Source organism: Pseudomonas subflava (assembly GCF_023823685.1).
GTDB lineage: Bacteria > Pseudomonadota > Gammaproteobacteria > Pseudomonadales > Pseudomonadaceae > Aquipseudomonas > Aquipseudomonas subflava.
In genome coordinates this window covers 291,905-316,538 of record NZ_JAMXBF010000005.1, presented here as the reverse complement: position 1 = coordinate 316,538, position 24,634 = coordinate 291,905, and the positions used below count along the sequence as shown (strand labels likewise).

General features: G+C 69.2%; 21 protein-coding genes and 1 pseudogene. 11 read left to right on the top strand and 11 right to left on the bottom strand.

Features of this window, described 5'->3' with window-relative positions:
* Positions 1-1,621: 1,621 nt before the first annotated feature.
* Positions 1,622-3,583, bottom strand: a complete 1,962-nt coding sequence (locus NF616_RS08190) for an alkyl/aryl-sulfatase (RefSeq protein WP_252272739.1) — start codon at positions 3,581-3,583, stop codon at positions 1,622-1,624.
* A gap of 127 nt (positions 3,584-3,710) precedes the next feature.
* Positions 3,711-3,914 carry a hypothetical protein gene (locus NF616_RS08185; RefSeq protein WP_252272738.1) on the bottom strand — a complete coding sequence of 68 codons (204 nt, stop codon included), beginning with the start codon at positions 3,912-3,914 and terminating at the stop codon, positions 3,711-3,713.
* A 231-nt stretch (positions 3,915-4,145) separates the two neighbouring features.
* Between NF616_RS08185 and NF616_RS08180 the strand changes: the two genes are divergently transcribed.
* The gene (locus NF616_RS08180; RefSeq protein WP_252272737.1) at positions 4,146-5,087 is read left to right on the top strand and encodes an NADP-dependent oxidoreductase; all 942 of its coding nucleotides are present in this window, start codon (positions 4,146-4,148) and stop codon (positions 5,085-5,087) included.
* Here NF616_RS08180 and NF616_RS08175 read toward each other — a convergent pair.
* The 3 genes from NF616_RS08175 to NF616_RS08165 all read right to left on the bottom strand — a co-directional run bounded on the left by NF616_RS08175 (position 5,065) and on the right by NF616_RS08165 (position 8,342).
* Positions 5,065-5,718: a DUF2238 domain-containing protein gene (locus tag NF616_RS08175; RefSeq protein WP_252272736.1), complete on the bottom strand. Its 654-nt coding sequence runs from the start codon at positions 5,716-5,718 to the stop codon at positions 5,065-5,067. The genes NF616_RS08180 and NF616_RS08175 overlap by 23 nt on opposite strands.
* A 70-nt stretch (positions 5,719-5,788) precedes the next feature.
* Positions 5,789-7,546, bottom strand: coding sequence for a thiamine pyrophosphate-dependent enzyme (locus tag NF616_RS08170; RefSeq protein WP_252272735.1), 1,758 nt, complete (start codon positions 7,544-7,546; stop codon positions 5,789-5,791).
* Positions 7,547-7,568: 22 nt separating this feature from the next.
* On the bottom strand, positions 7,569-8,342 hold the full coding sequence (locus tag NF616_RS08165) for an SDR family oxidoreductase (protein ID WP_252272734.1): 774 nt from the start codon (positions 8,340-8,342) through the stop codon (positions 7,569-7,571).
* A gap of 149 nt (positions 8,343-8,491) precedes the next feature.
* Between NF616_RS08165 and NF616_RS08160 the strand changes: the two genes are divergently transcribed.
* The 5 genes and pseudogenes from NF616_RS08160 to NF616_RS21395 all read left to right on the top strand — a co-directional run bounded on the left by NF616_RS08160 (position 8,492) and on the right by NF616_RS21395 (position 11,792).
* Complete coding sequence (locus NF616_RS08160) at positions 8,492-9,286, top strand: exodeoxyribonuclease III (protein ID WP_252272733.1); 795 nt, start codon at positions 8,492-8,494, stop codon at positions 9,284-9,286.
* Positions 9,283-9,855 carry a sugar O-acetyltransferase gene (locus tag NF616_RS08155; protein WP_252272732.1) on the top strand — a complete coding sequence of 191 codons (573 nt, stop codon included), beginning with the start codon at positions 9,283-9,285 and terminating at the stop codon, positions 9,853-9,855. The genes NF616_RS08160 and NF616_RS08155 overlap by 4 nt, the downstream gene beginning before the upstream one ends.
* Before the next feature lie 291 nt (positions 9,856-10,146).
* On the top strand, positions 10,147-10,524 hold the full coding sequence (locus NF616_RS08150; protein WP_252272731.1) for a hypothetical protein: 378 nt from the start codon (positions 10,147-10,149) through the stop codon (positions 10,522-10,524).
* 146 nt (positions 10,525-10,670) lie between these two features.
* Positions 10,671-11,339 (top strand): annotated as a pseudogene (locus NF616_RS21400) (methyl-accepting chemotaxis protein); the annotation flags it as partial.
* The gene (locus NF616_RS21395; RefSeq protein ID WP_434091877.1) at positions 11,328-11,792 is read left to right on the top strand and encodes a CZB domain-containing protein; all 465 of its coding nucleotides are present in this window, start codon (positions 11,328-11,330) and stop codon (positions 11,790-11,792) included. The pseudogene NF616_RS21400 and the gene NF616_RS21395, both read left to right, overlap by 12 nt.
* A 3-nt stretch (positions 11,793-11,795) precedes the next feature.
* Here the strand turns inward: NF616_RS21395 and NF616_RS08135 are convergent, their stop codons facing one another.
* On the bottom strand, positions 11,796-12,515 hold the full coding sequence (locus tag NF616_RS08135) for a FadR/GntR family transcriptional regulator (RefSeq protein WP_252272730.1): 720 nt from the start codon (positions 12,513-12,515) through the stop codon (positions 11,796-11,798).
* A 306-nt stretch (positions 12,516-12,821) separates the two neighbouring features.
* Between NF616_RS08135 and kdgD the strand changes: the two genes are divergently transcribed.
* The 3 genes from kdgD to gudD are packed head-to-tail and all read left to right on the top strand — an operon-like array spanning position 12,822 to position 16,526.
* A complete protein-coding gene (gene kdgD, locus NF616_RS08130) occupies positions 12,822-13,733 on the top strand; it encodes a 5-dehydro-4-deoxyglucarate dehydratase (protein WP_252272729.1) in 912 nt (303 codons plus the stop codon).
* Between the two features lie 48 nt (positions 13,734-13,781).
* A complete protein-coding gene (locus NF616_RS08125; protein WP_434091873.1) occupies positions 13,782-15,131 on the top strand; it encodes an MFS transporter in 1,350 nt (449 codons plus the stop codon).
* A gap of 18 nt (positions 15,132-15,149) precedes the next feature.
* Positions 15,150-16,526, top strand: coding sequence for a glucarate dehydratase (gene gudD / locus NF616_RS08120; protein ID WP_252272728.1), 1,377 nt, complete (start codon positions 15,150-15,152; stop codon positions 16,524-16,526).
* Between the two features lie 3 nt (positions 16,527-16,529).
* Here gudD and NF616_RS08115 read toward each other — a convergent pair whose 3' ends face one another.
* From NF616_RS08115 to NF616_RS08105, 3 genes are all read right to left on the bottom strand, one after another.
* Positions 16,530-18,890 carry a DNA polymerase II gene (locus NF616_RS08115; protein WP_252272727.1) on the bottom strand — a complete coding sequence of 787 codons (2,361 nt, stop codon included), beginning with the start codon at positions 18,888-18,890 and terminating at the stop codon, positions 16,530-16,532.
* A 68-nt stretch (positions 18,891-18,958) separates the two neighbouring features.
* Positions 18,959-19,486 (bottom strand): methylated-DNA--[protein]-cysteine S-methyltransferase, encoded by a 528-nt coding sequence (locus tag NF616_RS08110; protein ID WP_252272726.1) that lies wholly within the window; start codon positions 19,484-19,486, stop codon positions 18,959-18,961.
* Positions 19,487-19,559: 73 nt separating this feature from the next.
* Positions 19,560-20,309 carry a substrate-binding periplasmic protein gene (locus NF616_RS08105; protein WP_252272725.1) on the bottom strand — a complete coding sequence of 250 codons (750 nt, stop codon included), beginning with the start codon at positions 20,307-20,309 and terminating at the stop codon, positions 19,560-19,562.
* A 142-nt stretch (positions 20,310-20,451) separates the two neighbouring features.
* Here NF616_RS08105 and NF616_RS08100 point away from each other — a divergent pair, with 142 nt between their 5' ends.
* On the top strand, positions 20,452-22,170 hold the full coding sequence (locus NF616_RS08100) for a S8/S53 family peptidase (protein WP_252272921.1): 1,719 nt from the start codon (positions 20,452-20,454) through the stop codon (positions 22,168-22,170).
* A gap of 110 nt (positions 22,171-22,280) precedes the next feature.
* Here the strand turns inward: NF616_RS08100 and NF616_RS08095 are convergent, their stop codons facing one another.
* Both NF616_RS08095 and NF616_RS08090 read right to left on the bottom strand, forming a co-directional pair.
* Positions 22,281-22,463, bottom strand: a complete 183-nt coding sequence (locus NF616_RS08095) for a hypothetical protein (protein WP_252272724.1) — start codon at positions 22,461-22,463, stop codon at positions 22,281-22,283.
* A gap of 101 nt (positions 22,464-22,564) precedes the next feature.
* Positions 22,565-22,981: a group II truncated hemoglobin gene (locus tag NF616_RS08090; protein WP_252272723.1), complete on the bottom strand. Its 417-nt coding sequence runs from the start codon at positions 22,979-22,981 to the stop codon at positions 22,565-22,567.
* 183 nt (positions 22,982-23,164) lie between these two features.
* On the opposite strand from NF616_RS08090, the gene NF616_RS08085 reads away from it, so the two are divergent.
* On the top strand, positions 23,165-24,541 hold the full coding sequence (locus tag NF616_RS08085; RefSeq protein WP_252272722.1) for an L-serine ammonia-lyase: 1,377 nt from the start codon (positions 23,165-23,167) through the stop codon (positions 24,539-24,541).
* The last annotated feature ends 93 nt before the right edge of the window (positions 24,542-24,634 follow it).

Genomic DNA, 24,634 nt, shown 5'->3' with positions numbered 1-24,634 from the left:
GCCCGACCTGAACACGCATACCGGGTGCAGTCCTCCATGGTGGGCGGCGTCCCCTGCGGCCTCCGCTTTCAGGACGATCTTTCCGCAAGGCCACGCTACCGTAGGGTGCGCTATGCGCACCAGGCATGCCCGACCTGGGCACGCATGCCGGGTGTAGTCCGCCATGGTGCGCACGGCGCCCCTGCGGCCTCCGCTCTCATGACGATCTTTTCGCAAGGCCACGCGACCGTATGGCGCGCCATGCGCACCAGGCATGCCCGACCTGGGCACGCATGCCGGGTGTAGTCCGCCATGGTGCGCACGGCGCCCCTGCGGCCTCCGCTCTCATGACGATCTTTTCGCAAGGCCACGCGACCGTATGGCGCGCCATGCGCACCAGGCATGCCCGACCGAGGCACGTTCGCCGGATGAAATCCGCCACGCTGCGCACGGCGCACCCTACCTGCGCCCTCCGTGCTCACGACAGTCTTTCGCAAGGCGCAGGACCGTAGGGTGCGCCATGCGCACCAGTCGTGCCCGACCTGAACACGCATACCGGGTGCAGCCCGCCATGGTGGGCACGGCGTCCACTGCGGCCTCCGCTCTCATGACGATCTTTTCGCAAGGCCACGCGACCGTATGGCGCGCCATGCGCACCAGGCATGCCCGACCGAGGCACGTTCGCCGGATGAAATCCGCCACGCTGCGCACGGCGCACCCTACCTGCGCCCTCCGTGCTCACGACAGTCTTTCGCAAGGCGCAGGACCGTAGGGTGCGCCATGCGCACCAGTCGTGCCCGACCTGAACACGCATACCGGGTGCAGCCCGCCATGGTGGGCACGGCGTCCACTGCGGCCTCCGCTCTCATGACGATCTTTTCGCAAGGCCACGCGACCGTATGGCGCGCCATGCGCACCAGGCATGCCCGACCGAGGCACGTTCGCCGGATGAAATCCGCCACGCTGCGCACGGCGCACCCTACCTGCGCCCTCCGTGCTCACGACAGTCTTTCGCAAGGCGCAGGACCGTAGGGTGCGCCATGCGCACCAGTCGTGCCCGACCTGAACACGCATACCGGGTGCAGCCCGCCATGGTGGGCACGGCGTCCACTGCGGCCTCCGCTCTCATGACGATCTTTTCGCAAGGCCACGCGACCGTAGGGTGCGCCATGCGCACCGGGCTTGCCCGACCGAGGCACGTTCGCCGGATGAAATCCGCCACGGTGCGCACGGTGCACCCTACCTGCGCCCTCCGTGCTCACGACAGTCGTTCGCAAGGCGCAGGACCGTAGGGTGCGCCATGCGCACCCGGCATGCCCGACCGAGGCACGTTCGCCGGATGAAATCCGCCACGGTGCGCACGGCGCACCCTACATGCGCTCTCCGATCTCAGGACAATCTTTCGCGAGGCGCACGACCGTAGGGTGCGCCATGCGCACCAGTCGTGCCCGACCTGGACACGTATACCCGGTGCAGCCCGCCACGGTGCGCACGGTGCACCCTACCTGCGCCCTCCGTGCTCACGACAATCTTTCGCAAGGCGCACGATCGTAGGGTGCGGCGCCATACGCCCCCTAGGCCTACACCCGGACAAACGAACGCCCCGCCCGGTGCGCACCGGGCGGGGCGTCGTGTTTGTGCCTCAGGGCGTGACCAGGTTGAACTGCGGGTTCGCTTCGTCCAGGCCGCCGAGCAGCTTGAGCAGCTTCAGGCGGCCGCCCTCGATCTCGATGTCGCCGACGGTGGCCTCCTTGAGGAAGCCGGTTTCCTTGAGCGCGATGCGGTCGAGCAGGGCCTTGGTCATGCTCAGGTCGACGTCCGCCTCGGCGTGGCGCGAGCCCTTGCGGTGAGTCAGCACGCCGTTGCGCAGGGTCAGCGCGTATTCCTCGCCGAGGTCGGTGAAACGCCAGTTGATGCGCAGGTCTTCCTGGGCGGCCTTCATCGCGTCGATGCGCACCGCCAGGTAGTCGAAGAACATGCTCGGGGTCAGCGCCCGCACCATGTCCGGCGCGCCGTTGCGCGCGCGGGCCTCGGCCACGCCCTGGCGCAGCTCGTGGGCGCCGCTCAGGTACACGTTGCGCCAGGTGGCGTTCTCGCTCTGGTAGCCGAGCTGCTCCAGGGTGTCGGCCTGCAGCTCGCGCGCCGCCGCGTTGTCCGGCTCGGCGAACACCAGGTGATTGAGCAGTTGCGCCGCCCAGCGGTAGTCGCCGTCGGCGAAGGCCTGGCGGGCGGTCTTCAGCACCGCGTCGGCACCGCCCATGGCGGCCACGTAGCGACGGCCGGCGTCCTCCGGCGGCAGCGGGTCGAGGTTGGCCGGGTTGCCGTCGTAGAAGCCCATGTAGCGCTGGTACACGGCGCGCACATTGTGGCTGAGCGAGCCGTAGTAGTCGCGGCTGTACCACTTGTTGGCCAGGCGCGGCGGCAGCGATTCCAGCTTGGCGGCGATCTCGGTCGGAGTCAGGCCCTGGTTGATCAGGCGCAGCGTCTGGCTGTCGAGGAAGGCGTACATGTCGCGCTGGTCGGCCAGGTAGTCGCGGATCTTGCCGCCGCCCCAGGTCGGCCAGTGGTGCTGGGCGAACAGCACCTCGGCCTCGTCGCCGTAGCGCACCAGGGCGTCATCCAGGTAGTGCGCCCAGATCTTCGCGTCTCGCACCAGGGCGCCGCGCAGGGTCAGCACGTTGTGCTGGGTGTGGGTGGCGTTCTCGGCCATGCACAGGGTCTTGAACTGCGGGAAGTACATGTTCATTTCCGCAGGGGCTTCTGTGCCCGGAGTGAGCTGGAACTCGATCTTCACGCCGTCGACCACGTGGCTCTCCAGCGGCTCGGCGATCAGCTGGGTCGGCGCGATCAGGGTCACGGTGGCGTTGGTCGGCGTGCCCTTGCCGAGGCCGGAGTCGACCTGCCCGCGCTCGCCGCGCGGCAGCAGCGCGCCGTACATGTACTGGGCGCGGCGCATCATCGCCGGGCCGGCCAGCACGTTCTCGCTGACGGCGTGCTCGTAGAAGCCCTCCGGGGCGATCACCGCGACCTTGCCGGCCTTGACGTCGGCCTCGTCGATCACCCCGCGCACGCCGCCGAAGTGGTCGACGTGCGAGTGGCTGTAGATCAGCGCCACCACCGGCTTGCGCGGGCGGTGCTTGTAGTACAGCTCGAGGCCGGCGCGGGCGGTTTCGGTGCTGATCAGCGGGTCGATGATGATCAGGCCGCTGTCGCCCTCGATGATGGTCATGTTCGACAGGTCCATGCCGCGGACCTGGTAGACCCGCTCGCGCACCTCGAACAGGCCGGCGATGTTGTTCAGCTGGGCGATGCGCCACAGGCTCGGGTTGACGCTGGCCGGGGCGTTGCCGTCGAGGAAGTTGTAGGCCATGCGGTTCCACACCGGCTTGCCGTCGGCATTCTCGATGACGCCGGTGAAGGGCTCGATCAGCCCGCGGCGGGCATCGTCGAAGTCGGCGCGGTCGTCGAACGGCAGGCGCTGCAGCCAGGCCTGGTTGCGCTCGCGGGTGGTCTCGGTGGCGGGCTTGCCGGCGGCCGGCGGCTCGGCGTGGGCAGCGGAAACGAGGAGCGCCAGAGCGAGGGCGCTGAGACGGAAGCGGGACATGACGGGACTCTTTGTCTTGTTGGAATGGGTCGCCGCCCGACTCTAGAGAGCCCGACCGGCGATGGCCAATACCAGACTCGCATGCCCCCCATACCCGACTGCAATGGCGCGTCCCGCCGGCGCGCCGTCAGCCGGACAGGCTGGGCCGCTCGAAGTCGTCGTCGATCATGGGCTGCTGCGGCACCAGGCCGTAGCGGAAACTGCGCAGGTTCTTTTCGATGCTGAGCCGCACCCGGTGCTCGGCGCCGCATTCGCCGCACGCCACCAGCAGGTTCTCGGTGGCCTCACGGGGCTTTCGGATCGGTGCTTCGCACCGCAGACACTTGAACATTTTCGATTACCTCCCGGCTGCACCGGGTTCTTTCACGGACCATGCCACTGTCGAAAAGACTGCGCCCCGGCGGCAAAGGTGCAGGCTTTTTTGCAGCCTTTCGTCGCCCGCCGGGACTGTCTGCGGCCACATGTGCCGCGTTGCGTCAGCGAGGCGGCGGCCGGGCCGTTGGTGGAACCCTCGTCGCCGCCCGCCAGTCTCCCGTCCATTCCCAGCCAACGGAGACAGACCATGACCACCATGCAAGCCGCGCGCATCGACCGCTTCGGCAGCCCCGAGGTCATCCACCTCGAAACCCTTCCCGTGCCCCGCCCGCAGGCCGACGAGGTGCTGGTGCGGGTGGCCGCCGCCGGCATCGACCCGGTGGACTACAAGATTCGCCAGGGCCACCTGCCGATGATCGGCGCAGACCAGCTGCCGCTCACCCTGGGCCGCGAGCTGGCCGGGGTCGTCGCGGCGGTGGGCGACGGCGTGATCGGCTGGCACGAGGGCGACCGGGTGTTCGCCATGAGCGGAGACGAGGGCAGCTATGCGCACTACGCGCGGGTACCGGCGGTACATCTGGCGCGCGTGCCGGACGGCCTCGACCTGGAGCTGGCCGCCGCGGTGCCGCTGGCCGCCCACACTGCCTGGCAGGCGCTGTTCGAGCATGGCCAGCTGGAGCCGGAGGAGCGCGTGCTGATCCACGGCGGCAGCGGCGGCGTCGGCCATTTCGCCATCCAGCTGGCCAAGGGCCGCGGCGCCACGGTGTGCGCCACCGGCTCGGCGGCGAGCCAGGAGTTCATCCGCCAGCTCGGCGCCGATCGCGCCATCGATTATGAGCGCGAACGCTTCGAGGACCTGGGCGAGTTCGACCTGGTCATCGACCTGGTCGGCGGCGAGACCCAGCGACGCTCCTGGGCAGTGCTGGCGCCGGGCGGCCGCCTGGTCTCGACCCTGGAGGATCCGGACCTGACGCTGCCGGAGGCGCAGGGCAAGGTCGGGCGGTTCTTTCTGGTTCAGCCCTCGGGCGAACAGCTCGCCGAGATCGCCGCGCTGATCGAGCGCGGACAGCTCGCGCCGCATGTGGACGCGCGTTTTCCGCTGCAGCGCGCGGCGGACGCCCAGCGCCATCTCGAAGAGGCCCACGTCGAGGGCAAGGTGGTGCTGGTCATGGACCACGCCGGACGTTGACCAGGGCCAGCGCCGCCAGGCTGATGCCGGCGCCGAGCGCGGCAAGGGCCATATCCTTCTGCGCGTCCCAGGGGTCTTCCTGGGTGGCGAGGAAGGCCTCGGCCTGGTCGTCGCCCAGGTAGGCGCCGCCGACCCACTCGATCAGCTCGTAGATCGCCGAGGTGGACAGCACCAGGTGCCAGGCGACGAACAGCAGCCAGGCACCGCGCAGCGGCGTGAGCCGCGCCAGCACCTCGCGGATCGGCAGCACGAAGAGCAGTCCGTAGCTGAAGTGCACCAGGCGGTCGTACTGGTTGCGCCGCCACTCCATGGCCTGGTCCAGCGATTGCCCGGAGAGCTGCCGAGCCCACTCGTCGTAGGGCACCTCGGCATAGGTGAAATGGGCGCCCAGCTCGTGCACGCCGAACAGCAGGAGCATGGCGAAATAGGACTGCGCCGACAGCCGCCACCAGTGCCAGGCCAGGCTCAGCCCCGCCAGCAGCGCCACGGGCAACATGTTTTCCAGCATCCAGCCCGCGCGGTCGTGGGGCTGGATGCCGGAGGCGACCAGCATGGCGAGGGCCGCGGCCAGCATGACCAAGGCCCAGCGCGGCGAGCTGGCGGTGGGGTAGGTGGAAACGTCCGAATGCATGAGAACTCCCTGCGCCGTTTCGCTTGAGAGGGCGCGACGCGAGCCTGCGTTCAACGCCTTTTCGGTGCCATCAGGGCTTCAGCATGCTGCGCGAGGGTTCCCGGGCCAGGGCCTGCTGCAGCTCGTCGGCGCCGGGCGTGCCCTTGGCGATGGCCTGCTGCAGGTGTTCGGCGTAGGTGTCGTTGCGCTTGGGCGGCAGCAGCGGCTCATTGGGGTCCACCACCGCCTCGACCAGGCCGGCGCCCTCGCAGGCCAGCAACGCCTCGGCAACCTCGACGCTGTGCGCCGGGTCCTCCACCCGCCAGCTGCGCAGGCCGCAGGCCTCGGCGGCCTTGGCGAAGTCGATGGGCGTGAGGTCGCACTCGGTCTCCTGGTTGCCGAGGAACATCATCTGCTCCCACTTGATCTGCCCCAGGCTGTTGTTCTTGATCACCACCAGCTTGATCGGCAGGCGGTAGCGGGTGATGGTCACCAGCTCGCCGAGCAGCATGCTCAGGCCGCCGTCGCCGGTGAAGGCGACCACCTGGCGGCCGGGGTGCACCAGGGCGGCGGCGATGGCGTAGGGCACGGCGCAGGCCATCGAGGCCAGCAGGCCGGAGCCGCCGTACAGCTGGCCGGGCTTGGCCTCGACATAGCGGGCCATCAGCCCGGTGTTGTGGCCGGAGTCCCAGACCACGATGGCGTCCTCGTCCAGGCGGTCGCCGACGTCGCGCACGATGCGTCCGGGCGGCATCGGCGTGGCCTGGCGCTCGCAGGCCTCGCGCAGCAGCGCGCGCCAGTCACGGTAGCCCTGCTGAGCGCGTTCGAGAAAGCGCCGGTCGGCCTTGCGCCGCAGCAGGCGATTGAGCTGCTCCAGGGTGGCGCGGGCATCGCCGGCCAGGCCCACCTCCACCGGAAAGCGCAGGCCAATGCGCGTGGGGTCCAGGTCGATCTGCACACCGCGGGCCTGCTCCGGCTTGGGGTAGTACTCGATGTAGGGGAAGGTCGAGCCGACGATCAGCAGGGTGTCGCACGCCTCCATCGCCTCCTGGCTCGGGCGGGTGCCGAGCAGGCCGATGCCGCCGGTGGTCAGCGGATGCCCGTCGGCCACCAGGCCCTTGCCGAGCAGCGCCTTGACGATGGGCGCGCCCAGCAGCTCGGCGGTCTCCAATAGCAGGTCGGCCGCGTCCAGCGCGCCCTGGCCGGCGAGGATGGCCACCCGCTCGCCAGCATTGAGCAGCTCGGCGGCGCGCTCGATGCCCTCGGCCGGGCAGCGTGGCAGCGGCACCCGGGCCAGCGACACGTGATGCTGCACGTTGCGGCTGGACGGCGCGTCGTCCGCCTCCTTCTCCTCCTGCACGTCCACCGGCACCGCCAGGTGCGCCACGCCGCGCTGCGCCAGTGCGTGGCGGCAGGCCAGGGTGGCGGCGTTCTCCATGTGCCGCGCGCCCATCACCCGCGCCGAATAGGCGGCCACGTCCATGAACAGGCGGCAGTGGTCGATGTCCTGCTGGGTGTAGCTGTCGCTCAGGTCGTGGTAGGGCGAGCCGGTGATGGCGATGACCGGCGCACGGTCGAACTTGGCGTCGTACAGGCCGGTGAGCAGATGGGTGCCGCCCGGGCCGGTGGTGGCTAGGCAGCAGCCGAGGCCGCCGCCGAACTTGGCGTGGGCCACCGCGGCGAAGGCGGCGGACTCCTCGTGGCGGACCTGGATGAAGCGCACCTTGTCGCCGTGGGTGCGGATCGCCTCCATGATGCCGTTGATGCCGTCGCCGGGCATGCCGTAGATGGTGTCGACGCCGAAGGCGATCAGCGTCTCGATCAGGATGTCTGCGCCGTTGCGGGCCATGGGGAGTCTCCGGCCGGGCGCGTCAGGCGCCCTGGCCCCAGTTCATTTCCAGGCCACCGTCGATGACGAAGTTCTGGCCGGTGATGTAGTCGGCGTGCGGGCCGGCCAGGTACAGCGCCAACTCCGCCACTTCCTCAGGTCGCCCGGGGCGCTTCCAGGGAATATTGGGCAGCTCCTCGGCGCGCCGTTGCGGATCGTCCAGGCGCGCCTGGGTCATCGGCGTAGCGATCAGCCCGGGGGCGACGGCGTTGACGTTGATCCGCAGCGGCGCCAGCTCCAGCGCCAGGCTGCGGGTCATGGTCAGCAGGCCGCCCTTGGCCGCGCCGTAGGGCACGTTGCCAGGGCTGGGAATCGAGTCGTGCACCGAGGTGATGTTGATGATCCGCCCGCCGCCGCCCTCGGCCTGGCGCAGGCGCACGAACTCGCGCGAGCAGAGGAACGGCCCGCGCAGGTCGACCCGCAGCACCTTGTCGAAGTCGTCCGCGCTCAGGTCGACAAAGGCCTTGCTCATGCCGATGCCGGCGTTGTTGACCAGCAGGTCGGGCGTGCCGAGCTGCTCGACCACCGTCTTGAACAGGCCGACCACGCTGCCCTCGTCGCCCACATCGAGCTGCCGCAGCAGGCTGCGCCGGCCATGGCTCGACACCGCCTCGCTGGTGGCCTGGGCGCCTTCGCGGTCGCTGTGGTAGGTGATGGCCACGTCCGCACCCTCGCGGGCGAAGGCGATGGCCATGGCCCGGCCCATGCCGGAATCGGAACCGGTGATGATGGCGATACGCCCGCTGAGTGTGCCCATGGCTGCCTCCGAGAATGGAACCTATGGCTAGTGACTCGGCCCGGCGGCAAAGGGTTCGGCCCATCGTCGCCAGCGCACCGGCGGTTGCCTGAACTCCGGCCGCGGCGGGCGAATCCTAAAGGCGTCATCTCCTGTCATCCGAGGCAGCCTTGGCCAAGCTCCGCATCGCCACCTTCAACATCAACGGCATCCAGTCGCGGCTGCCCGCCCTGCTGGCCTGGCTGCAGCGCGAGGCGCCGGACATCGTCTGCCTGCAGGAGCTGAAGGCCGACGACCGCAAGTTTCCCGCCGACGACATCCGCGCCGCCGGCTACGGGGTGATCTGGCGCGGGCAGACCTCGTGGAACGGCGTGGCGATCCTGGCCAGGGGCCTGGAGCCGCTGGAGATCCGCCGCGAACTGCCGGGCGACCCCGCGGACAGCCAGAGCCGCTATCTGGAGGCCGCGGCCCATGGCGTGATCGTCGGCTGCCTGTACCTGCCCAACGGCAACCCGCAGCCGGGGCCGAAGTTCGACTACAAGCTGGCCTGGTTCGAACGCCTGATCGCCCACGCCGATTCGCTGCTCACCAGCGGCCACCCGGTGGTGCTGGCCGGCGACTACAACGTGGTGCCGACCGACCGCGACATCTACAACCCGCGCTCCTGGCGCAAGGACGCCCTGCTGCAACCGGAGAGCCGCGCCTGCTACCAACGCCTGCTCGACCAGGGCTGGACCGACGCGCTGCTGCAGTGCCATCCCGAGCAGCCGCCGTTCACCTTCTGGGACTACTTCCGCCAGCACTGGCAGCGCGACGCCGGCCTGCGCATCGACCATCTGCTGCTCAGCCCGCAATTGGCCGACGATTTGCTGGACGCCGGCGTCGACCGCTGGGTACGCGGCGAACCGCGGGCCAGCGACCACGCGCCGACCTGGGTCGACCTGCGCCAGCGGGCACGCCCATGAGCGCGCGCACGCAGAAGGAGCTGATGCTGGCCGGCGAGCTGTACGTCGCCGACTGTCCCGAACTGGCCGCCGATGCCCGTCGCGCCGCCGAGTGGATGGCCCGCTACAACGCCAGCGGCTGCGAAACCGCCGAGACGCGGCGCGCGCTGCTAGCCGAGCTGTTCGCCGAAGTGGGCGCCAACGTCAACCTGCGTCCGCCGTTCCACTGCGACTACGGCTACAACATCCACCTGGGCGACGGCGTGTTCATGAACTTCAACTGCGTCATCCTCGACGTGGTCGCCGTGCACATCGGCGCCGGCACGCAGATCGGCCCCGGCGTGCAGATTCTCACCGCGGACCACCCGCGCGACCCGGAACTGCGCGCACGCCAGCTGGAGTTCGGCCGACCGGTGCGCATCGGCGCCAACGTGTGGATCGGCGCGGGCGCGCTGATCCTGCCCGGCGTGACCATCGGCGACCACGCCCTGGTGGGCGCCGGCAGCGTGGTGACCCGCGACGTGCCGCCGCGTGCCACGGTGGTCGGCAATCCTGCCCGGGTGCTCGCCGCTCGTAGCCCTTCCGCGTGAAAGTGGAATTGCCTCGCACCTTGTCTGGCTAGCGCTTCACAGCCCGGCGCAACGGCTGGCGAAACGGCGCCGCAAGCGGGAATTAGCGCTGGACGGGGTAAGCCCAGGGGCGTACAAACGAAACCAGGCGGTCAACGAAGATCGCTGCTCCCACACTCCCGCCAAGCCCAGATTGCCGCCGCTGTAGCGCAACCGCCCCCAGCTTCGCTGAAGCCGATCAGGAACGTGGAAAACCCTTGCGAGCCGCCGGAACCGAACAGATCCCGGAGGCGCTCACACAGGAGCACGCTCATGGGCCTGGTCTACCATGCCGATTTCGAGGTGCCGCTCTGGCTGGACGAGGACCCGCTGCAGCTCAAGGTCCTCTGCCACGGTCGCCAGATCGTTTCCGTTTGCGTTTTGTTCGGCGACGTCATTCAGGCGATGTACTACCCCAATGCCCCCTTCGTCCATGGCCCCGAGACGCTCGAGCGGCTGTGCCGCCTGGCCATCGCCCAGTTCCAGCAAAGCAACCTGCACCTGTTCCGACGGGAACGGAGCGACGCTCCGCGCCGGCCGGCCTATCTGCTCGACCTCGGCGCCATTCCCTACGAGGGGGTATTGCTGAGCCACACGCCCGGGGCCGCGCCGCCCGCGATGCTAGGCATGTCGGCCAGCCAGCCCCTGTAGCGCAGTCGCGATGACAGCATGATGTCATCGCGACTGCGGTCATGGTGACAACACCCCTCGCAAGCCGTTGATTCGAGAGGCCTCGACGCCTGGCACGGAAACTGATCCTGCCCCGGCATCCAGACGTTTCTCCTACGGGGTGATCCATGCTTTTCGTCAGCACCAGCCGCCACCAGGCGCTCATCACCGAACACCAGGCCGCCCTCGCCCGCCTCGCCGAGCAGGAGCGTGACAACCTCGCGCTGCGCGAGGCGCTGCAGGCCCAGCGCGAGGACGACACCCTGCACGACGACCTGGCCTTCTACCGCGGGCTGTCCGGCAACCTGCTGAAGTTCGGCCGCTCCATCACCCACATCGGCGACTCCTTCGGCTACCTCAACGCGCGCCTGGACGACAACAACCGCCGCGCCCAGGAGGTGGCCGGCGCGGCGATCCAGAACAAGCTCAAGTTCGGCCAGCTGCAGGAGGAATCCCAGCGCATGGAGGACGGCCTGGCCGGTCTCAACCGGCGCATCTCCGAGCTGGTGCAGCGCGCCGGCGAGATCGACCGCATCGTCGCGCTGATCGGCAACATCGCCAATCAGACCAACCTGCTGGCGCTCAACGCGGCCATCGAGGCGGCGCGTGCCGGCGAGTCCGGCCGCGGCTTCGCCGTGGTAGCCGGCGAGATCCGCGACCTGGCAGAGAAGACCGCCAGCGCCACCCAGGACATCGTCCGCGAGACGGCGGACATCCAGAACGTGATCCGCACCGCGCAGCAGGAGATCCAGGAACACACCGGCAGCGCCCGCCACTTCCACGCCATGACCACCGAGGCCAGCGCCGCCATGCTCGAGGTCCATGGCCAGGCCCAGCGCATGCACCACGAGATCGGCCGCTCGTTCTTCCGCGCCGGCATCGAGCAGGCCAACCTCGCCGAGCTGTCGCTCAAGGCCTCGGTCTACGAAGCCATCCTCGGCGGCGACGGCGACACCCACCTGCCCACCGAAGAGGAATGCCTGTTCGGCCGCTGGTACTACGGCCAGGGCAACGCCGAGCTGCAGGGCAACCGCGAATTCCGCCTGATCGAACAGCCCCATGAACAGGTTCACCGCAGCGGCGCCGAGGCCATCGAGGCCTTCGCCGCCGGCCGGCTGGAGGTCGCCCTGCAGCGCCTGGCGAGCATGGAGGACGCCAATCTCGAGGTGATGCGCATCGTCGGCCGCGTGCTGGCCGAGCACGACAAGGGCCTGGCCACGCCGGAGCGCCCACGCCTGCGCGCGGTGTGACCCTTACTCGACCGGCGAGAAGCGGTCGCGGCTGTTGGATAGGTGCAGCCAGACCGCCGCCCGCGCCGCCTCGCCGTCGCGGCGACGGATCGCCGCCAGGATCGCCTCGTGCTCCAGGTTGGCGAGGAAGGCGTGGCGGGCCAGGTTGTCGCCGGCGCGCTCGTTCTGGCCGATGCGCTTGCGCGGAATCATCGACTCGCCCAGGTGCGACATGATCTCGACGAAGCACGGATTGCCGGTGGCCTCGGCGATCAGCAGGTGGAAGCACCGGTCCGCCTCGGCGCAGCTGTCCCCCGCCGCCGCCAGGTCCTGATAGTCGTCCAGCGCCCGGCGCATGGCCGCCAGTTGCTCGTCGCTGCGCCGCACCGCGGCCAGCGCCGCGGCCTGGGCTTCCAGGCCCATGCGCAGTTCGAGGATGTCGCGTACGCCGGTGGCGGTGTCCAGCCCCAGGCGCAATCCCTCCGGCGCCGTGCGCGCCAGCACGAAGGTGCCGATGCCGCGCCGCGTCTCCACCAGCCCCGAGGCCTGCAGCTTGGAAAGCGCCTCGCGCACCACCGTGCGGCTGACCCGGTGCTCGTCCACCAGCAGGTTTTCCGAGGGCAGCTTGTCGCCCGGCTTGAGTTTGCCCAGCAGGATGCGCTGGCTCAGCTCGCTGACCAGGTCATGGGCAAGGCTGTGGCCGCGTTTGAGCGGGGCTTCGGGCGGGAGCGGGGCGACGGTCATGGCGAGTCTCCGGAGGCGGTATGACAAGTATCGCCACGCCGCGACGGACTCGACAAGGCAAACTTGTATTACAAGTAAAAAATATGGCCCTTTTAGGCTGATCAAGATCGCCTCACCGCCTGCGCATGAAGGCTGATTTTATCGGCACAATACCGCCACAAATGTCGATTTATCTGCTTGTATAGCGCCATTTTCCTTGACGAAATCCACTTGTCATACGACCCGGAGCGCTCCTAAGATCGGCGCCATCGACATGTCATACAAGCATGCCGTCCGGCCCCGACAAGAATCCAAGAAGGCTGTGCGATGAATCCTCAAGAACTGAAATCTGTCCTCTCTTCCGGGCTGCTGTCCTTCCCGGTCACCGACTTCGACGCCGCCGGCGACTTCCGCGCCGACACCTATGCCCGCCGCCTGGAATGGCTGGCGCCCTACGGCGCCAGCGCCCTGTTCGCCGCAGGCGGCACCGGCGAGTTCTTCTCCCTGGAGCCGAAGGAATACAGCCAGATCGTCAAGGTCGCGGTGGACACCTGCCGCAACCAGGTGCCGATCCTCGCCGGCGCCGGCGGCCCCACCCGCCAGGCCATCGCCTATGCCCAGGAGGCCGAACGCCTCGGCGCCGCCGGCATCCTGCTGCTGCCGCATTACCTGACCGAGGCCAGCGAGGCCGGCCTGATCGCGCATGTCGAGCAGGTCTGCCGCGCCGTCGACTGCGGTGTGGTGGTGTACAACCGCAACGTCTGCCAGCTGAGCGCCGAGGGTCTGGAGATCCTCGCCGAGCGCTGCCCGAACCTGATCGGCTTCAAGGACGGCATCGGCGACATCGAGTCGCTGGTGCAGATCCGCCGCCGCCTCGGCGAGCGCCTGACCTACCTCGGCGGGCTGCCCACCGCCGAGGTCTACGCCGCGGCCTACAAGGCGCTGGGCGTGCCGGTGTACAGTTCGGCGGTGTTCAACTTCATCCCGCGCACCGCCATCGAGTTCTACCAGGCCATCGCCGCCGACGACCACGCCACCGTGGCGCGGCTGATCGACGATTTCTTCCTGCCCTATCTCGACATCCGCAATCGCTGCGCCGGCTACGGCGTGAGCATCGTCAAGGCCGGCGCCCGCCTGGTCGGCCACGACGCCGGCCCGGTGCGCGCTCCGCTCACCGAACTGACGCCGGAAGAGAACGAGCGCCTCGCCGCGCTGATCGACCGACTCGACCCGCAGTAAGCCTTCGATCGCGCCGGCCCGCCGGCGCAACCCGCACAACAACAATTAGTGGGAGTTCCGACAGTGACCGACACCCTACCCCGTACCGACGAGGCGCTCGCCAGCGCCGTGGCCAAGGTCAAGCGCCACGTGCTGCCGCTGTTCGTCATCATGTTCATCGTCAACTACATCGACCGCGTCAACATCGGCTTCGTCCGCCCCTATCTGGAGAGCGACCTGGGCATCGGCGCGGCCGCCTACGGCCTCGGCGCCGGCCTGTTCTTCATCGGTTACGCGCTGTTCGAGGTGCCCTCCAACATGCTTCTGCAACGGGTGGGTGCGCGCGTCTGGCTGACCCGCATCATGTTCACCTGGGGCATCGTCGCCACCTGCATGGCCTTCGTGCAGAACGAAACCCAGTTCTACATCCTGCGCTTCCTGCTCGGCGTGGCCGAGGCGGGCTTCTTCCCCGGGGTGATCTACTACTTCACCCGCTGGCTGCCGGCCGCCGAACGCGGCAAGGCCATCGCCATCTTCCTCAGCGGCTCGGCCGTGGCCTCGCTGATCTCCGGGCCGCTGGCCGGCGCGCTGATGCAGATCCAGGGCCTGAACATGCACGGCTGGCAGTGGATGCTGTTCATCGAGGGCATGGCCTCGGTGGTGCTGTGCTTCTTCGTCTGGTTCTGGCTCGACTCCAAGCCGCAGGACGCCAAGTGGCTGTCGGCCGACGAACAGCAGGCGCTGGTCGAGGCCATCGACCATGAACAGCGCGAGCGCGAGGCCGCCGGCACCATCAAGACCTCGTCCTGGGCGCTGCTCAAGGACCGCCAGATCGTGCTGTTCTGCCTGATCTACTTCTGCATCCAGCTGACCATCTACGCCGCCACCTTCTGGCTGCCGAGCATCATCAAGAGCATGGGCGGCCTGAGCGACATGCAGGTCGGCTTCCTCAACTCCATCCCCTGGCTGATCTCGATCCTGGCCATGTACGCCTTCGCCGCCTGCTCCGCGCGCTGGAAGTTCCAGCAGGCCTGGGTGGCCGCCGCGCTGGTGGTCGCCGCCGTCGGCATGTTCATGTCCACCACCGGCGGCCCGGTGTTCGCCTTCGTCGCCGTGTGCTTCGCCGCCATCGGCTTCAAGTCCGCCTCGGCGCTGTTCTGGCCGATTCCCCAGGGCTACCTGGACGCCCGCATCGCCGCGGCGGTGATCGCCCTGATCAACTCCATCGGCAACCTCGGCGGTTTCGTCGCCCCCACCACCTTCGGCCTGCTGGAAGAACAGACCGGCTCGATCCAGGGCGGCCTTTACGGCCTGGCCGTGACCTCGGTGCTGGCCGCCATCGTGGTGTTCTTCGTGCGCACCAAACCCCGCTCCGCCGCCGATGCCACGCACGCCACGGCGCTGAACCAGACCCACTGAGCCTTACGGAATCGCATCATGACCCTCCAGACCCACGCTCCCGCCTTCGACCGCGCCGCCTCGCCCGTACTCGATACGCCCGTCGTCACCGAGCTGCAGGTGGTGCCGGTGGCCGGCCACGACAGCATGCTGCTCAACCTCAGCGGCGCCCATGGCCCGTACTTCACCCGCAACGTGGTGATTCTGCGCGACAGCGCCGGCAAAGTCGGCGTCGGCGAAGTGCCCGGCGGCGAGCGCATCCGCGAGACCCTCGAGGACGCCCGCCAGCTGGTGGTCGGCCAGCCCATCGGCCACTACCAGCGCGTGCTCAACGCCATGCGCCAGACCTTCGCCGCGCGCGACGCCGGCGGCCGCGGCCTGCAGACCTTCGACCTGCGCATCACCATCCATGCCGTCACCGCCATGGAGGCCGCGCTGCTCGACCTACTCGGCCAGCACCTCGGCGTGCCGGTGGCGGCGCTGCTCGGCGAAGGCCAGCAGCGCGACGCGGTGAAGATGCTCGGCTACCTGTTCTACATCGGCGACCGCGGCAAGACCGACCTGCCCTACCGCGCCGAGCCGGAGGCCGACAACGACTGGTTCCGCGTGCGCCACGAGGCGGCGATGACCCCCGAGGCGGTGGTGCGCCTGGCCGAGGCGGCCCACGCCCGCTACGGCTTCGCCGACTTCAAGCTAAAGGGCGGCGTGCTGCGCGGCGAGGAGGAGATCGAGGCGGTCACCGCCCTGGCCGAGCGCTTCCCCGAGGCGCGCATCACCCTCGACCCCAACGGCGCCTGGTCGCTGAAGCAGGCCGTGGCCCTGTGCCTCGACCAGCACCGGGTGCTGGCCTACGCCGAGGACCCGTGCGGCGCCGAGAACGGCTATTCCGGGCGGGAGGTGATGGCCGAGTTCCGCCGCGCCACCGGTCTGCGCACCGCCACCAACATGATCGCCACCGACTGGCGCGAAATGGGCCATGCCATCTCCCTGCAGTCGGTGGACATCCCGCTGGCCGACCCGCACTTCTGGACCATGGCCGGCTCGGTGCGCGTGGCGCAGATGTGCCACGACTGGGGCCTGACCTGGGGCTCGCACTCCAACAACCACTTCGACATCTCGCTGGCGATGTTCACCCAGGTGGCGGCCGCCGCCCCCGGCGAGATCACCGCCATCGACACCCACTGGATCTGGCAGGACGGCCAGCGCCTGACCAAGGAGCCGCTGCGCATCGAGAATGGCCACGTGAAGGTGCCGGAGCGTCCGGGGCTGGGCGTCGAGCTGGACCTGGACCAGTTGGCCAAGGCCCACGAGCTGTACAAGGGCATGGGCCTGGGCGCCCGCGACGACAGCGTGGCGATGCAATTCCTGATCCCCGGCTGGCGCTTCGACAACAAGCGTCCCTGCCTGGTGCGCTGAGGCCTAGAGCAGCCCCAGCTGCGGGTCGATCAGGCTGGCGAAGTCGCTGCCCACGAAGGGCAGGATGGCGTCGGCCACCGGCTGCAGCTGGCGGCTCACGTAGTGGTCATAGTCGATGGCTCCGCGCCGCGTTTCCAGCGGTTCGGGGCCGGCGGTGGTGATCAGGTAGCTGATCCACGCGCCGCGCTGGTACTGCCGCGGGCGGCCCAGGCGGTCGTTGTGCTCGTCGGCCAGGCGCGCGGCGCGCACGTGCGGCGGCACGTTGCGCTCGTAGTCGTCGAGCCGGCGACGCAGGCGCTTGCGGTAGATCAGCAGCTCGTCCAGTTCGCCGGCCAGGGTGCGGCGCACGTACTCGCGCACATAGGCCTCGAACGGCTGGCGGTCGAAGATCAGCCGGTACAGCTCCTGCTGGAAGCGCTGGGCCAGCGGCGACCAGTCGGTGCGTACCGTCTCCAGTCCCTTGAACACCATCTCCTCGCTGCCGTCGGCGCGCCGCACCAGGCCGGCGTAGCGCTTCTTGCTGCCCTCCTCGGCGCCACGCACGGTGGGCATCAGAAAGCGCCGGTAATGGCTCTCGTACTGCAGCTCCAGCGCGCTCTCCAGGCCCATCTCATCGCGCAGGTGCTCGCGCCACCACTGGTTGACCTTCGCCACCAGCGCGCGGCCGATGCGCCCGGCGTCCTCCTCGGCGTGCTCGTGGCCGAGCCAGACGAAGGTGGAGTCGGTGTCGCCGTAGATCACCCGGTAGCCCTCGGCCTCGATCAGCTCGCGGGTGCGCTTCATGATGGCGTGGCCGCGCAGGGTGATGGACGAGGCCAGGCGCGTGTCGAAGAAGCGGCAGCCGCTGGAGCCGAGCACGCCGTAGAAGGCGTTCATGATGATCTTCAGCGCCTGCGACAGCGGCGCGTTGCCCTCGCGCTTGGCCGCCTCGCGGCCCTGCCAGACCCGCTCGACGATGGCCGGCAGGCAGTGCCGGGTGCGCGAGAAGCGCGCGCCGCGAAAGCCCTCCACCGAATGCTCGTCGTCCGGCTCGCGCAGGCCCTCGATCAGGCCCACCGGGTCGATCAGGAAGGTGCGGATGATCGACGGGTACAGGCTCTTGTAGTCCAGCACCAGCACCGATTCGTAGAGCCCCGGCCGCGAGTCCATGACGAAGCCGCCGGGGCTGGCCTGGGGCATCTTCTCGCCCAGATTCGGCGCCACGAAGCCGGCCCGGTGCATCGCCGGCAGGTACAGGTGGGTGAAGGCCGCCACCGAGCCGCCGCTGCGGTCCGCCGGCAGGCCGGTGGTGGCGGCGCGCTCGAGCAGGAAGTCGATCAGCCGGGTGTGCGCGAAGATCCGCGTGACCAGCTCGCAGTCCTTGAGGTTGTAACGCGCCAGGGCGGGCTTGTCCTCGGCGAACATGCGGTTGATCTCGTCCATGCGCGCATAGGGTGTGTCGATCGCCTTGCCCTCGCCGAGCAGGGTCTGCGCCACGTTCTCCAGGCTGAACGAGGGAAAGCTCCAGGTGGCCGAACGCAGCGCCTCGATGCCGTCGATGATCAGCCGCCCGGCCGCGGCGGCGAAGAAGTGGTTGTGACTGCCGTGCTCGCGCCACTCCATCGCCTCGCCGCCGCGGCCGAACAGCAGAGGCACCTTGAGCTCCTGGGCCTGGCGCTGCAGCACGCGCAGGTCGAACTGCACCAGGTTCCAGCCGATGATGGCGTCCGGGTCGTGCTCGGCCAGCCAGGCGTTGAGCCGCTCCAGCAGCTCGGCGCGGCTGGCGCAGTAGGCCAGGTCGAAGTCGACCTCCGGGGCCACCTCCGGCGCCTCGCCGAGCATGTACACCTGGCGCTGGCCGCAGCCCTCCAGGCCGATGCAGTACAGCTCGCCACGCTCGCTGGTCTCGATGTCCAGCGACACCAGGCGCAGCTTCGGCCGATAGGCCTCGTTGGGCTTCATCCGCCCATCGAGCAGCGTGCCGCGCTCGTCCGGCGTACCGGCGAACCACACCGGCGCGGTGATGAAACGCTCCATGAGAAAGCGCTCCGGCGGGCGGATGTCCGCCTCGTAGACGTCGACGCCGGCCTGGCGCAACTGCTTGTCCAGCTTGATCAGCTGGCGCTGGGAGCGGCAGTACAGGCCCAGCACCGGGCGCTGGCGGAAATCGCGCAGGCCCAGCGGGCGCAGCTCCACGTCGCGCTCGCTGTGCAGCAGCGCCTCGGCACGCTCGCGCTGCACGGCGGGGACGAAGGCTACCGATGTCTGCGGCGGCAGGCGCAGGCGCCGCGGGCCGGCATCGCTGGCCAGCCAGTACTCGACTTCGGTGCCGGCGGGTGTGTCGTGCCAGTGGCGGGTCAGGACGAAGCCCTGTTGCAGATCCACGCGGTCGTTCCGGAAAAGACGTTATCGTCCGCGATTCTACTGGGCCGGGGTCGCCCGCGTCCGGTCCTCTACAGCAGCGACTGCTGGCGCGCCGGCGTCAGCACGCCCTCCAGCTCCAGCAGCGCCTGCTTGCGGTGCAGGCCGCCGGCATAGCCGGTGAGCTTGCCGTCGGCACCGATGATGCGGTGGCAGGGCACGATGATGGCGATGGGGTTGACCGCGTTGGCCCTTCCGACGGCGCGCGCCGAGGTGTTGCGCTGCAGCTTCAGGGCCAGGGCGCCGTAACTCAGGGTAGTGCCGTAGGGCACCTGGCGCAGGTGGTGCCAGGCCTCGTGCAGGAAGGCATTGCCGAGCGGCGCCAGCGGCAGATCGAAGACCCGGCGTTGACCGGCGAAGTACTCGCCCAACTGGCGGGCGACGGGCGCCACGGCGGCCGCGTCGCGCTGCAGCGCCAGGCCGCGCCAGACCAGCGGCTCGCACAGCGCGTCGTCGAGGAACTCCAGGCGCTGCAGGGCGCCCTCGGCGTCCACCAGGGCGATCAGGGTGCCCAGCGGCGTATCGATCAGATCGCCGCGTGCCGATATCGGTGTGCTCATGGGGTTCTCCTTGGCAACGGGCCTGGCAGCGGGCCGGGTGCCGACTATCGCGCCGCCGTCGGCGCCGATCAAGTCACAGGCCGTACTTGCTCCGCAGCGCCTGCACGGCCTCGGCCTCGCGCTGCAGAAAGGCATCGAAGCGGCGGATCAGCTCGGGATGGCGAATGCTGGAGAGGTGATAGTGGCTGTCGCGCAGCGGCAGCAGCGTCGGCTCGATCACCAGGCTGTCGGACCTGCCCTGGCGCTCGAGGTGGAAGCGTGCGACCTGCCGGGCCATGTTGGCGGCGTCGATGTAGCCGGCCAGGGTCATGCGGATCAGCCCCTCCGGGTTCGGCGCCTCGTGAATGTTCACCCGCCCGGCGGCGATGTCCTCGCGGAACTTCCACGGCGTGAAGCCGCGGACGAACCCCAGCCGCCGAAAGCGCTCGCGCGGCTCGCCCATCCGCGAGGGCAGCACCAGCATGGCGTCCTGGAACTGCAGCAGCGGCCGCGAATAGGCGATGCCCTCGGGCTTGTGCTCGGCCTCCCAGCGCGGGTTGTCGGGAAACACCAGGTCCAGCCGCCCGCCCCGGTACTCGCGCAACAACCGGCGCACCGGCAGCACCACATAGGTCAGGCGCAGCCCCTCCTTGGCGGCGAACAGGTCCAGCACCTCGCGAGCATAGCCGCGGTAGTGCCAGTCCGGCGGCGCGGCCGAGTAGATCGGGTAATAGTCGACGTCCTCGACGCCCAGGCGGTATTCGCGCACGGCCTCGGCGCCCGGCGCAGACGGGGCGAAGAGGAGGCACAGCGAGACGATCAGGACACGGAGCGGGGCGGGCATCGGCGGCGACTGCGGGTATCGATCTGCGCAGTGTAGGCCCAAGCGACCTGAACGGGGCAGACGCGGCGCGGGTCTAGGTACAAAGAATTTCACCGGAGGCCATCCCGTGTTCACCCGCGTCGCCCTGCCCGTGCTCCTGCTCATGATCGCTCCGCTCGCCCAGGCCGAAGAGGCGCTGCGCATCACCCAGCTGCAGCGCTGCGGCGACCTGCTCGCCGACAGCCCCGAGTACTGCCTGCGCGCCAACGGCCTGGCCGAGGGCGAGCTGCGCGTGCACCTGGGCGACAAGACACTGGATGCGGCGCGGGTGCGTCGCGATGGGCCGACACTGCGCCTGAGCCTGCAACAGGGTCCTGGTGTACCGGTTTGGCTGGAACAGGGCGAGCGGCGCAGCAACCCGGTGTGGCTGTCGCGCGGGCGCAGCCAGGTGGTTGCCGCCGGCCCCGATGAGGTGGCGAAGAACATGGACGGCCTGACCACCTACCTGGACCTGGTCGGCCTGCTGATCGAGGAGAAGCACGACGGCCGCGAGGAAGCCGAGCGCCTGGCCGCCAAGTACGGCGCCAAGGTGGTCGGCGCCATCGCGCCGCTGAATGTCTTCCAGCTGCGCCTGCCGGCCAAGGACCTGGTGCAGCGCGATGCACTGCTGCTGCGCCTGGGCAGCGAGGCCAGCGTGGACGCGGTGATCGTCGAGGAGTCCGCGCCGGAGAAGGGCGAGGAAGGCGAGCGGCAAGAGGTGCCGAGCGGGCCGAGCGAGCCGAGCGACGACGAGTGGGCGGCCAACCGCTTCGCCGACGCGGTGAACTACTACCGCCGCCGGGTACCGGCGAAGCAGGCGCCGATCCCGACCACGCCGGTGCGCATCGGCGTGATCGAGCGCAATGTCGACTTCGACGCGCCGGACTTCGCCGATTACCTGGGCAACTGCCGCCCGCAGCGCCGCACCTGCCTCTATGCCCGCGACGCCGACAAACCGGACAACCACGGCAGCACGGTGGCCGGCATCCTCGCCGCCCATCACCAGCGCGGCGGCAACAGCGGCTTCCTGCAGGCGCTGGACGACGCCGGGCCGGGCTTCGAGGTGATCGTCGAGCGCAATTCCGACGCCGGCATCATCGCCAACGTCGCCGCCTCGGTGAACCTGGTGGAGGACGGCGCGCGGGTGCTCAACTGGAGCTGGGGCATCCACCGCGTCGGGGCGAAGAACGTCGAGGGCGACGAGGTCGACTCGCTGATCCGCTCGGGCCTGGCCATGAGCGGCTACGAGGAACTGCTGGAAGAATTCTTCCTGTGGCTGCGCCGCGAGCACCCGGACGTGGTGGTGATCAACTCGGCCGGCAACGGCGCGGCATTCTCCGGCACCGACGAATACCGCCTGCCCTCCTCCTTCATCACCGACCAGTTGCTGGTGGTCGGCGGCCACCAGCGCAGCCAGAAGAGCGGCGTGGGCGTGGACGACCCGGAATACGTGATCAAGCGCAGCTCGTCGAACATCGACATGCGCGTGGACATCACCGCCTCGGCCTGTGCCCACGCCTCCACACTCGGCGAGGGCGAACGCGGCGAGGCGCACTGCGGCACCTCCTACGCCACGCCGATGGTCACCGGCGTGGTGGCGGCCATGCTGTCGATCAACCCCGAGTTGCAGCCGGATCAGCTGCGCATGCTGCTGCGGCGCAGCGCCATGACCATCGGCGGCGACTACGACTTCGAGCCGATGGATGCCGAGGACCTGACCGCGCCGATCCTGCCGTCCGAGCGCAACTATGAGCTGGACGACAAGGACGTGGGCCGCTCGGCGCGCCTGGACATGCAGAAGGCCCTGGACCTGGCCGTGCAGAGCCGCGACCGGGTGCGCTGACGCCGGGCAAAAAAAAGCCCGCCGGGGGGAGCGGGCACAGGAGGGAATAAAGGGGCAGCCGGGGCTGCCAAGGGCGCCAGGTTGGCGCAGGAGCAGACGGGGCAGAGGGATCAGTGCAGGCGCAGGCGCTGTTCGTAGTGGCGCTTGGCATCCTGGGCCAGGTCCGGCGAAACGAACGGGCCGAAACGTTGCTCGCCGTCTACCAGCACATACCAGCAGGCCAGGTGACCGCTGGTGCGCAGCGGCTCGGGGACGGCGCTGCCGATCATGGACATGATGTCTAGGCGGGGCATTTCGGTGATCTCCTCTGAACGTGGGATCACTCTAGGGCGCCGCCCCGGCGGGCAGAAATCGCTGTTCTCGATAGTGCCTATGAGCCGCAGCGATAGCGTCGCTAGCACCCGTGACGCGCGGCGCTGGCCTGGACGATGCGCTGCGCCGGCACGCGCAGCTGGGCCAGCAGATAGTCGGCGAATTCCGGGGCGTAGTCCTGGCTGGCGATGGCGCGGGCCATGCAGGTCAGCCAGGCCTCGGCCTGGTGGCCATCGATCGGCCAGCGGGCATGGAAGCTGGGGATGGCGATGCTGCCGTACTTCTCGGCGAACAGCCGCGGGCCGCCGAGCCAGCCGCTGAGAAAGCAGGTGAGCTTGTCGCGCGAGGCCTCCAGGCTCTCGGGATGCAGGGCACGCAGCTCGGCCGCCTCGGGCAGCTCGTCCAGGAAGCGGTAGAAGTCGTCCACCAGCCGCCGCAGCCCGTCGAGACCGCCCGCGGTCCGGTAGGAAGCATCGCCCTCGCCGTAACGCTCGCCCATGCATCACCTCCGAAAAAGGCCGGCATTCTAGCGCCGACCACGCAATGGGGCATTGCGCCTCGTCAGTGCAACGACAGCCCGCCGATGGGCGAAGTAGCGCAACTGCGGGTCGCATCCTCGACCTTATCGGCCGGCGCGGCCGGTGTAAGCTGTGACCAGTAAGTCAGCGGAGCAACTCTTTACATGGCCCTCAGCGTTTTCGACCTCTTCAAGATCGGCATCGGTCCCTCCAGCTCGCACACGGTCGGCCCGATGCGCGCCGCCGCGCGTTTCGTCGAGGGCCTGCACCGCGAGGACCTGTTCGAGGCCACGGTGGGCGTCAAGGTCGAGCTGTACGGCTCGCTCGGTGCCACCGGCAAGGGCCATGGCAGCGACAAGGCGGTATTGCTCGGCCTGGAAGGCGAGCAGCCGGACAGCGTCGACACCTCGACCATCGAGGCGCGCCTGACGGCCATGCGCGCCGGCGGCGAGCTGAAGCTGGGCGGCGAGAAGGCGATCCGCTTCGTCGAGAAGGAACACCTGGCGATGATCCGCAAGCCGCTGGACTACCACCCCAACGGCATGATCTTCCGCGCCTTCGATGCCGCCGGCCTGCAGATCCGTTCGCGCGAGTACTACTCGGTGGGCGGTGGTTTCGTGGTGGACGAGGAGGCCGCGGGCGCCGACCGCATCGTCGAAGACAAAACCCCCCTCGCCTACCCGTTCAAGACCGCCAAGGAGCTGCTCGGCCAGTGCGCCGAACACAACCTCTCCATCAGCCAGCTGATGCTGGCCAACGAGGCGGCCTGGCGGCCCGAGGCGGAGACCCGCGCCGGACTACTGAACATCTGGCAGGTGATGCAGGACTGCGTGACCGCCGGCTGCCGCAACGAGGGCATCATGCCTGGCGGCCTCAAGGTGCGCCGGCGCGCCGCCGCGCTGCACCGCCAGCTCAGCCAGAACCCCGAGGCCAGCCTGCGCGACCCGCTGACGGTGATGGACTGGGTCAACCTCTACGCCCTGGCGGTGAACGAGGAAAACGCCACCGGCGGCCGCGTGGTGACCGCGCCCACCAACGGCGCGGCCGGCATCGTGCCGGCGGTGCTGCACTACTATCGGCGCTTCGTGCCCGGCGCCTCGGACGACGGCGTGGTGCGCTTCCTGCTCACGGCCGCGGCCATCGGCATTCTGTACAAGGAAAACGCCTCGATCTCCGGTGCCGAGGTCGGCTGCCAGGGCGAGGTCGGCGTGGCCTGTTCGATGGCCGCCGGCGCCCTGTGCGAGGTGCTCGGCGGAACCATCCAGCAGGTGGAGAACGCCGCCGAGATCGGCATGGAACACAACCTCGGCCTGACCTGCGACCCGGTCGGCGGGCTGGTTCAGGTGCCGTGCATCGAGCGCAACGCCATGGGCTCGGTGAAGGCCATCAACGCCGCGCGCATGGCCCTGCGCGGAGACGGCCAGCACTTCATCTCGCTGGACCGGGTGATCCGCACCATGCGCGAGACCGGCGCGGACATGAAGAGCAAGTACAAGGAAACCGCCAGGGGTGGACTGGCGGTCAATATCATCGAGTGCTGAGCACCTGTTTACGATCTGCTGCGCGTCGGCCATGCGTCGTTAAAAACAAGCCGGGCACGGCGTCTCGAAATGCTCATTTACACTCGTGAACTC

What these genes read in the sequence shown, in the direction of transcription:
- NF616_RS08190 (WP_252272739.1), bottom strand. Translation starts at nt 3,583, where the DNA reads ATGTCCCGCTTCCGTCTCAGCGCCCTCGCTCTGGCGCTCCTCGTTTCC.
- NF616_RS08185 (WP_252272738.1), bottom strand. Translation starts at nt 3,914, where the DNA reads ATGTTCAAGTGTCTGCGGTGCGAAGCACCGATCCGAAAGCCCCGTGAG.
- NF616_RS08180 (WP_252272737.1), top strand. Translation starts at nt 4,146, where the DNA reads ATGACCACCATGCAAGCCGCGCGCATCGACCGCTTCGGCAGCCCCGAG.
- NF616_RS08175 (WP_252272736.1), bottom strand. Translation starts at nt 5,718, where the DNA reads ATGCATTCGGACGTTTCCACCTACCCCACCGCCAGCTCGCCGCGCTGG.
- NF616_RS08170 (WP_252272735.1), bottom strand. Translation starts at nt 7,546, where the DNA reads ATGGCCCGCAACGGCGCAGACATCCTGATCGAGACGCTGATCGCCTTC.
- NF616_RS08165 (WP_252272734.1), bottom strand. Translation starts at nt 8,342, where the DNA reads ATGGGCACACTCAGCGGGCGTATCGCCATCATCACCGGTTCCGATTCC.
- NF616_RS08155 (WP_252272732.1), top strand. Translation starts at nt 9,283, where the DNA reads ATGAGCGCGCGCACGCAGAAGGAGCTGATGCTGGCCGGCGAGCTGTAC.
- NF616_RS08150 (WP_252272731.1), top strand. Translation starts at nt 10,147, where the DNA reads ATGGGCCTGGTCTACCATGCCGATTTCGAGGTGCCGCTCTGGCTGGAC.
- NF616_RS21395 (WP_434091877.1), top strand. Translation starts at nt 11,328, where the DNA reads ATGACCACCGAGGCCAGCGCCGCCATGCTCGAGGTCCATGGCCAGGCC.
- NF616_RS08135 (WP_252272730.1), bottom strand. Translation starts at nt 12,515, where the DNA reads ATGACCGTCGCCCCGCTCCCGCCCGAAGCCCCGCTCAAACGCGGCCAC.
- kdgD (WP_252272729.1), top strand. Translation starts at nt 12,822, where the DNA reads ATGAATCCTCAAGAACTGAAATCTGTCCTCTCTTCCGGGCTGCTGTCC.
- gudD (WP_252272728.1), top strand. Translation starts at nt 15,150, where the DNA reads ATGACCCTCCAGACCCACGCTCCCGCCTTCGACCGCGCCGCCTCGCCC.
- NF616_RS08110 (WP_252272726.1), bottom strand. Translation starts at nt 19,486, where the DNA reads ATGAGCACACCGATATCGGCACGCGGCGATCTGATCGATACGCCGCTG.
- NF616_RS08105 (WP_252272725.1), bottom strand. Translation starts at nt 20,309, where the DNA reads ATGCCCGCCCCGCTCCGTGTCCTGATCGTCTCGCTGTGCCTCCTCTTC.
- NF616_RS08100 (WP_252272921.1), top strand. Translation starts at nt 20,452, where the DNA reads ATGATCGCTCCGCTCGCCCAGGCCGAAGAGGCGCTGCGCATCACCCAG.
- NF616_RS08095 (WP_252272724.1), bottom strand. Translation starts at nt 22,463, where the DNA reads ATGCCCCGCCTAGACATCATGTCCATGATCGGCAGCGCCGTCCCCGAG.
- NF616_RS08090 (WP_252272723.1), bottom strand. Translation starts at nt 22,981, where the DNA reads ATGGGCGAGCGTTACGGCGAGGGCGATGCTTCCTACCGGACCGCGGGC.
- NF616_RS08085 (WP_252272722.1), top strand. Translation starts at nt 23,165, where the DNA reads ATGGCCCTCAGCGTTTTCGACCTCTTCAAGATCGGCATCGGTCCCTCC.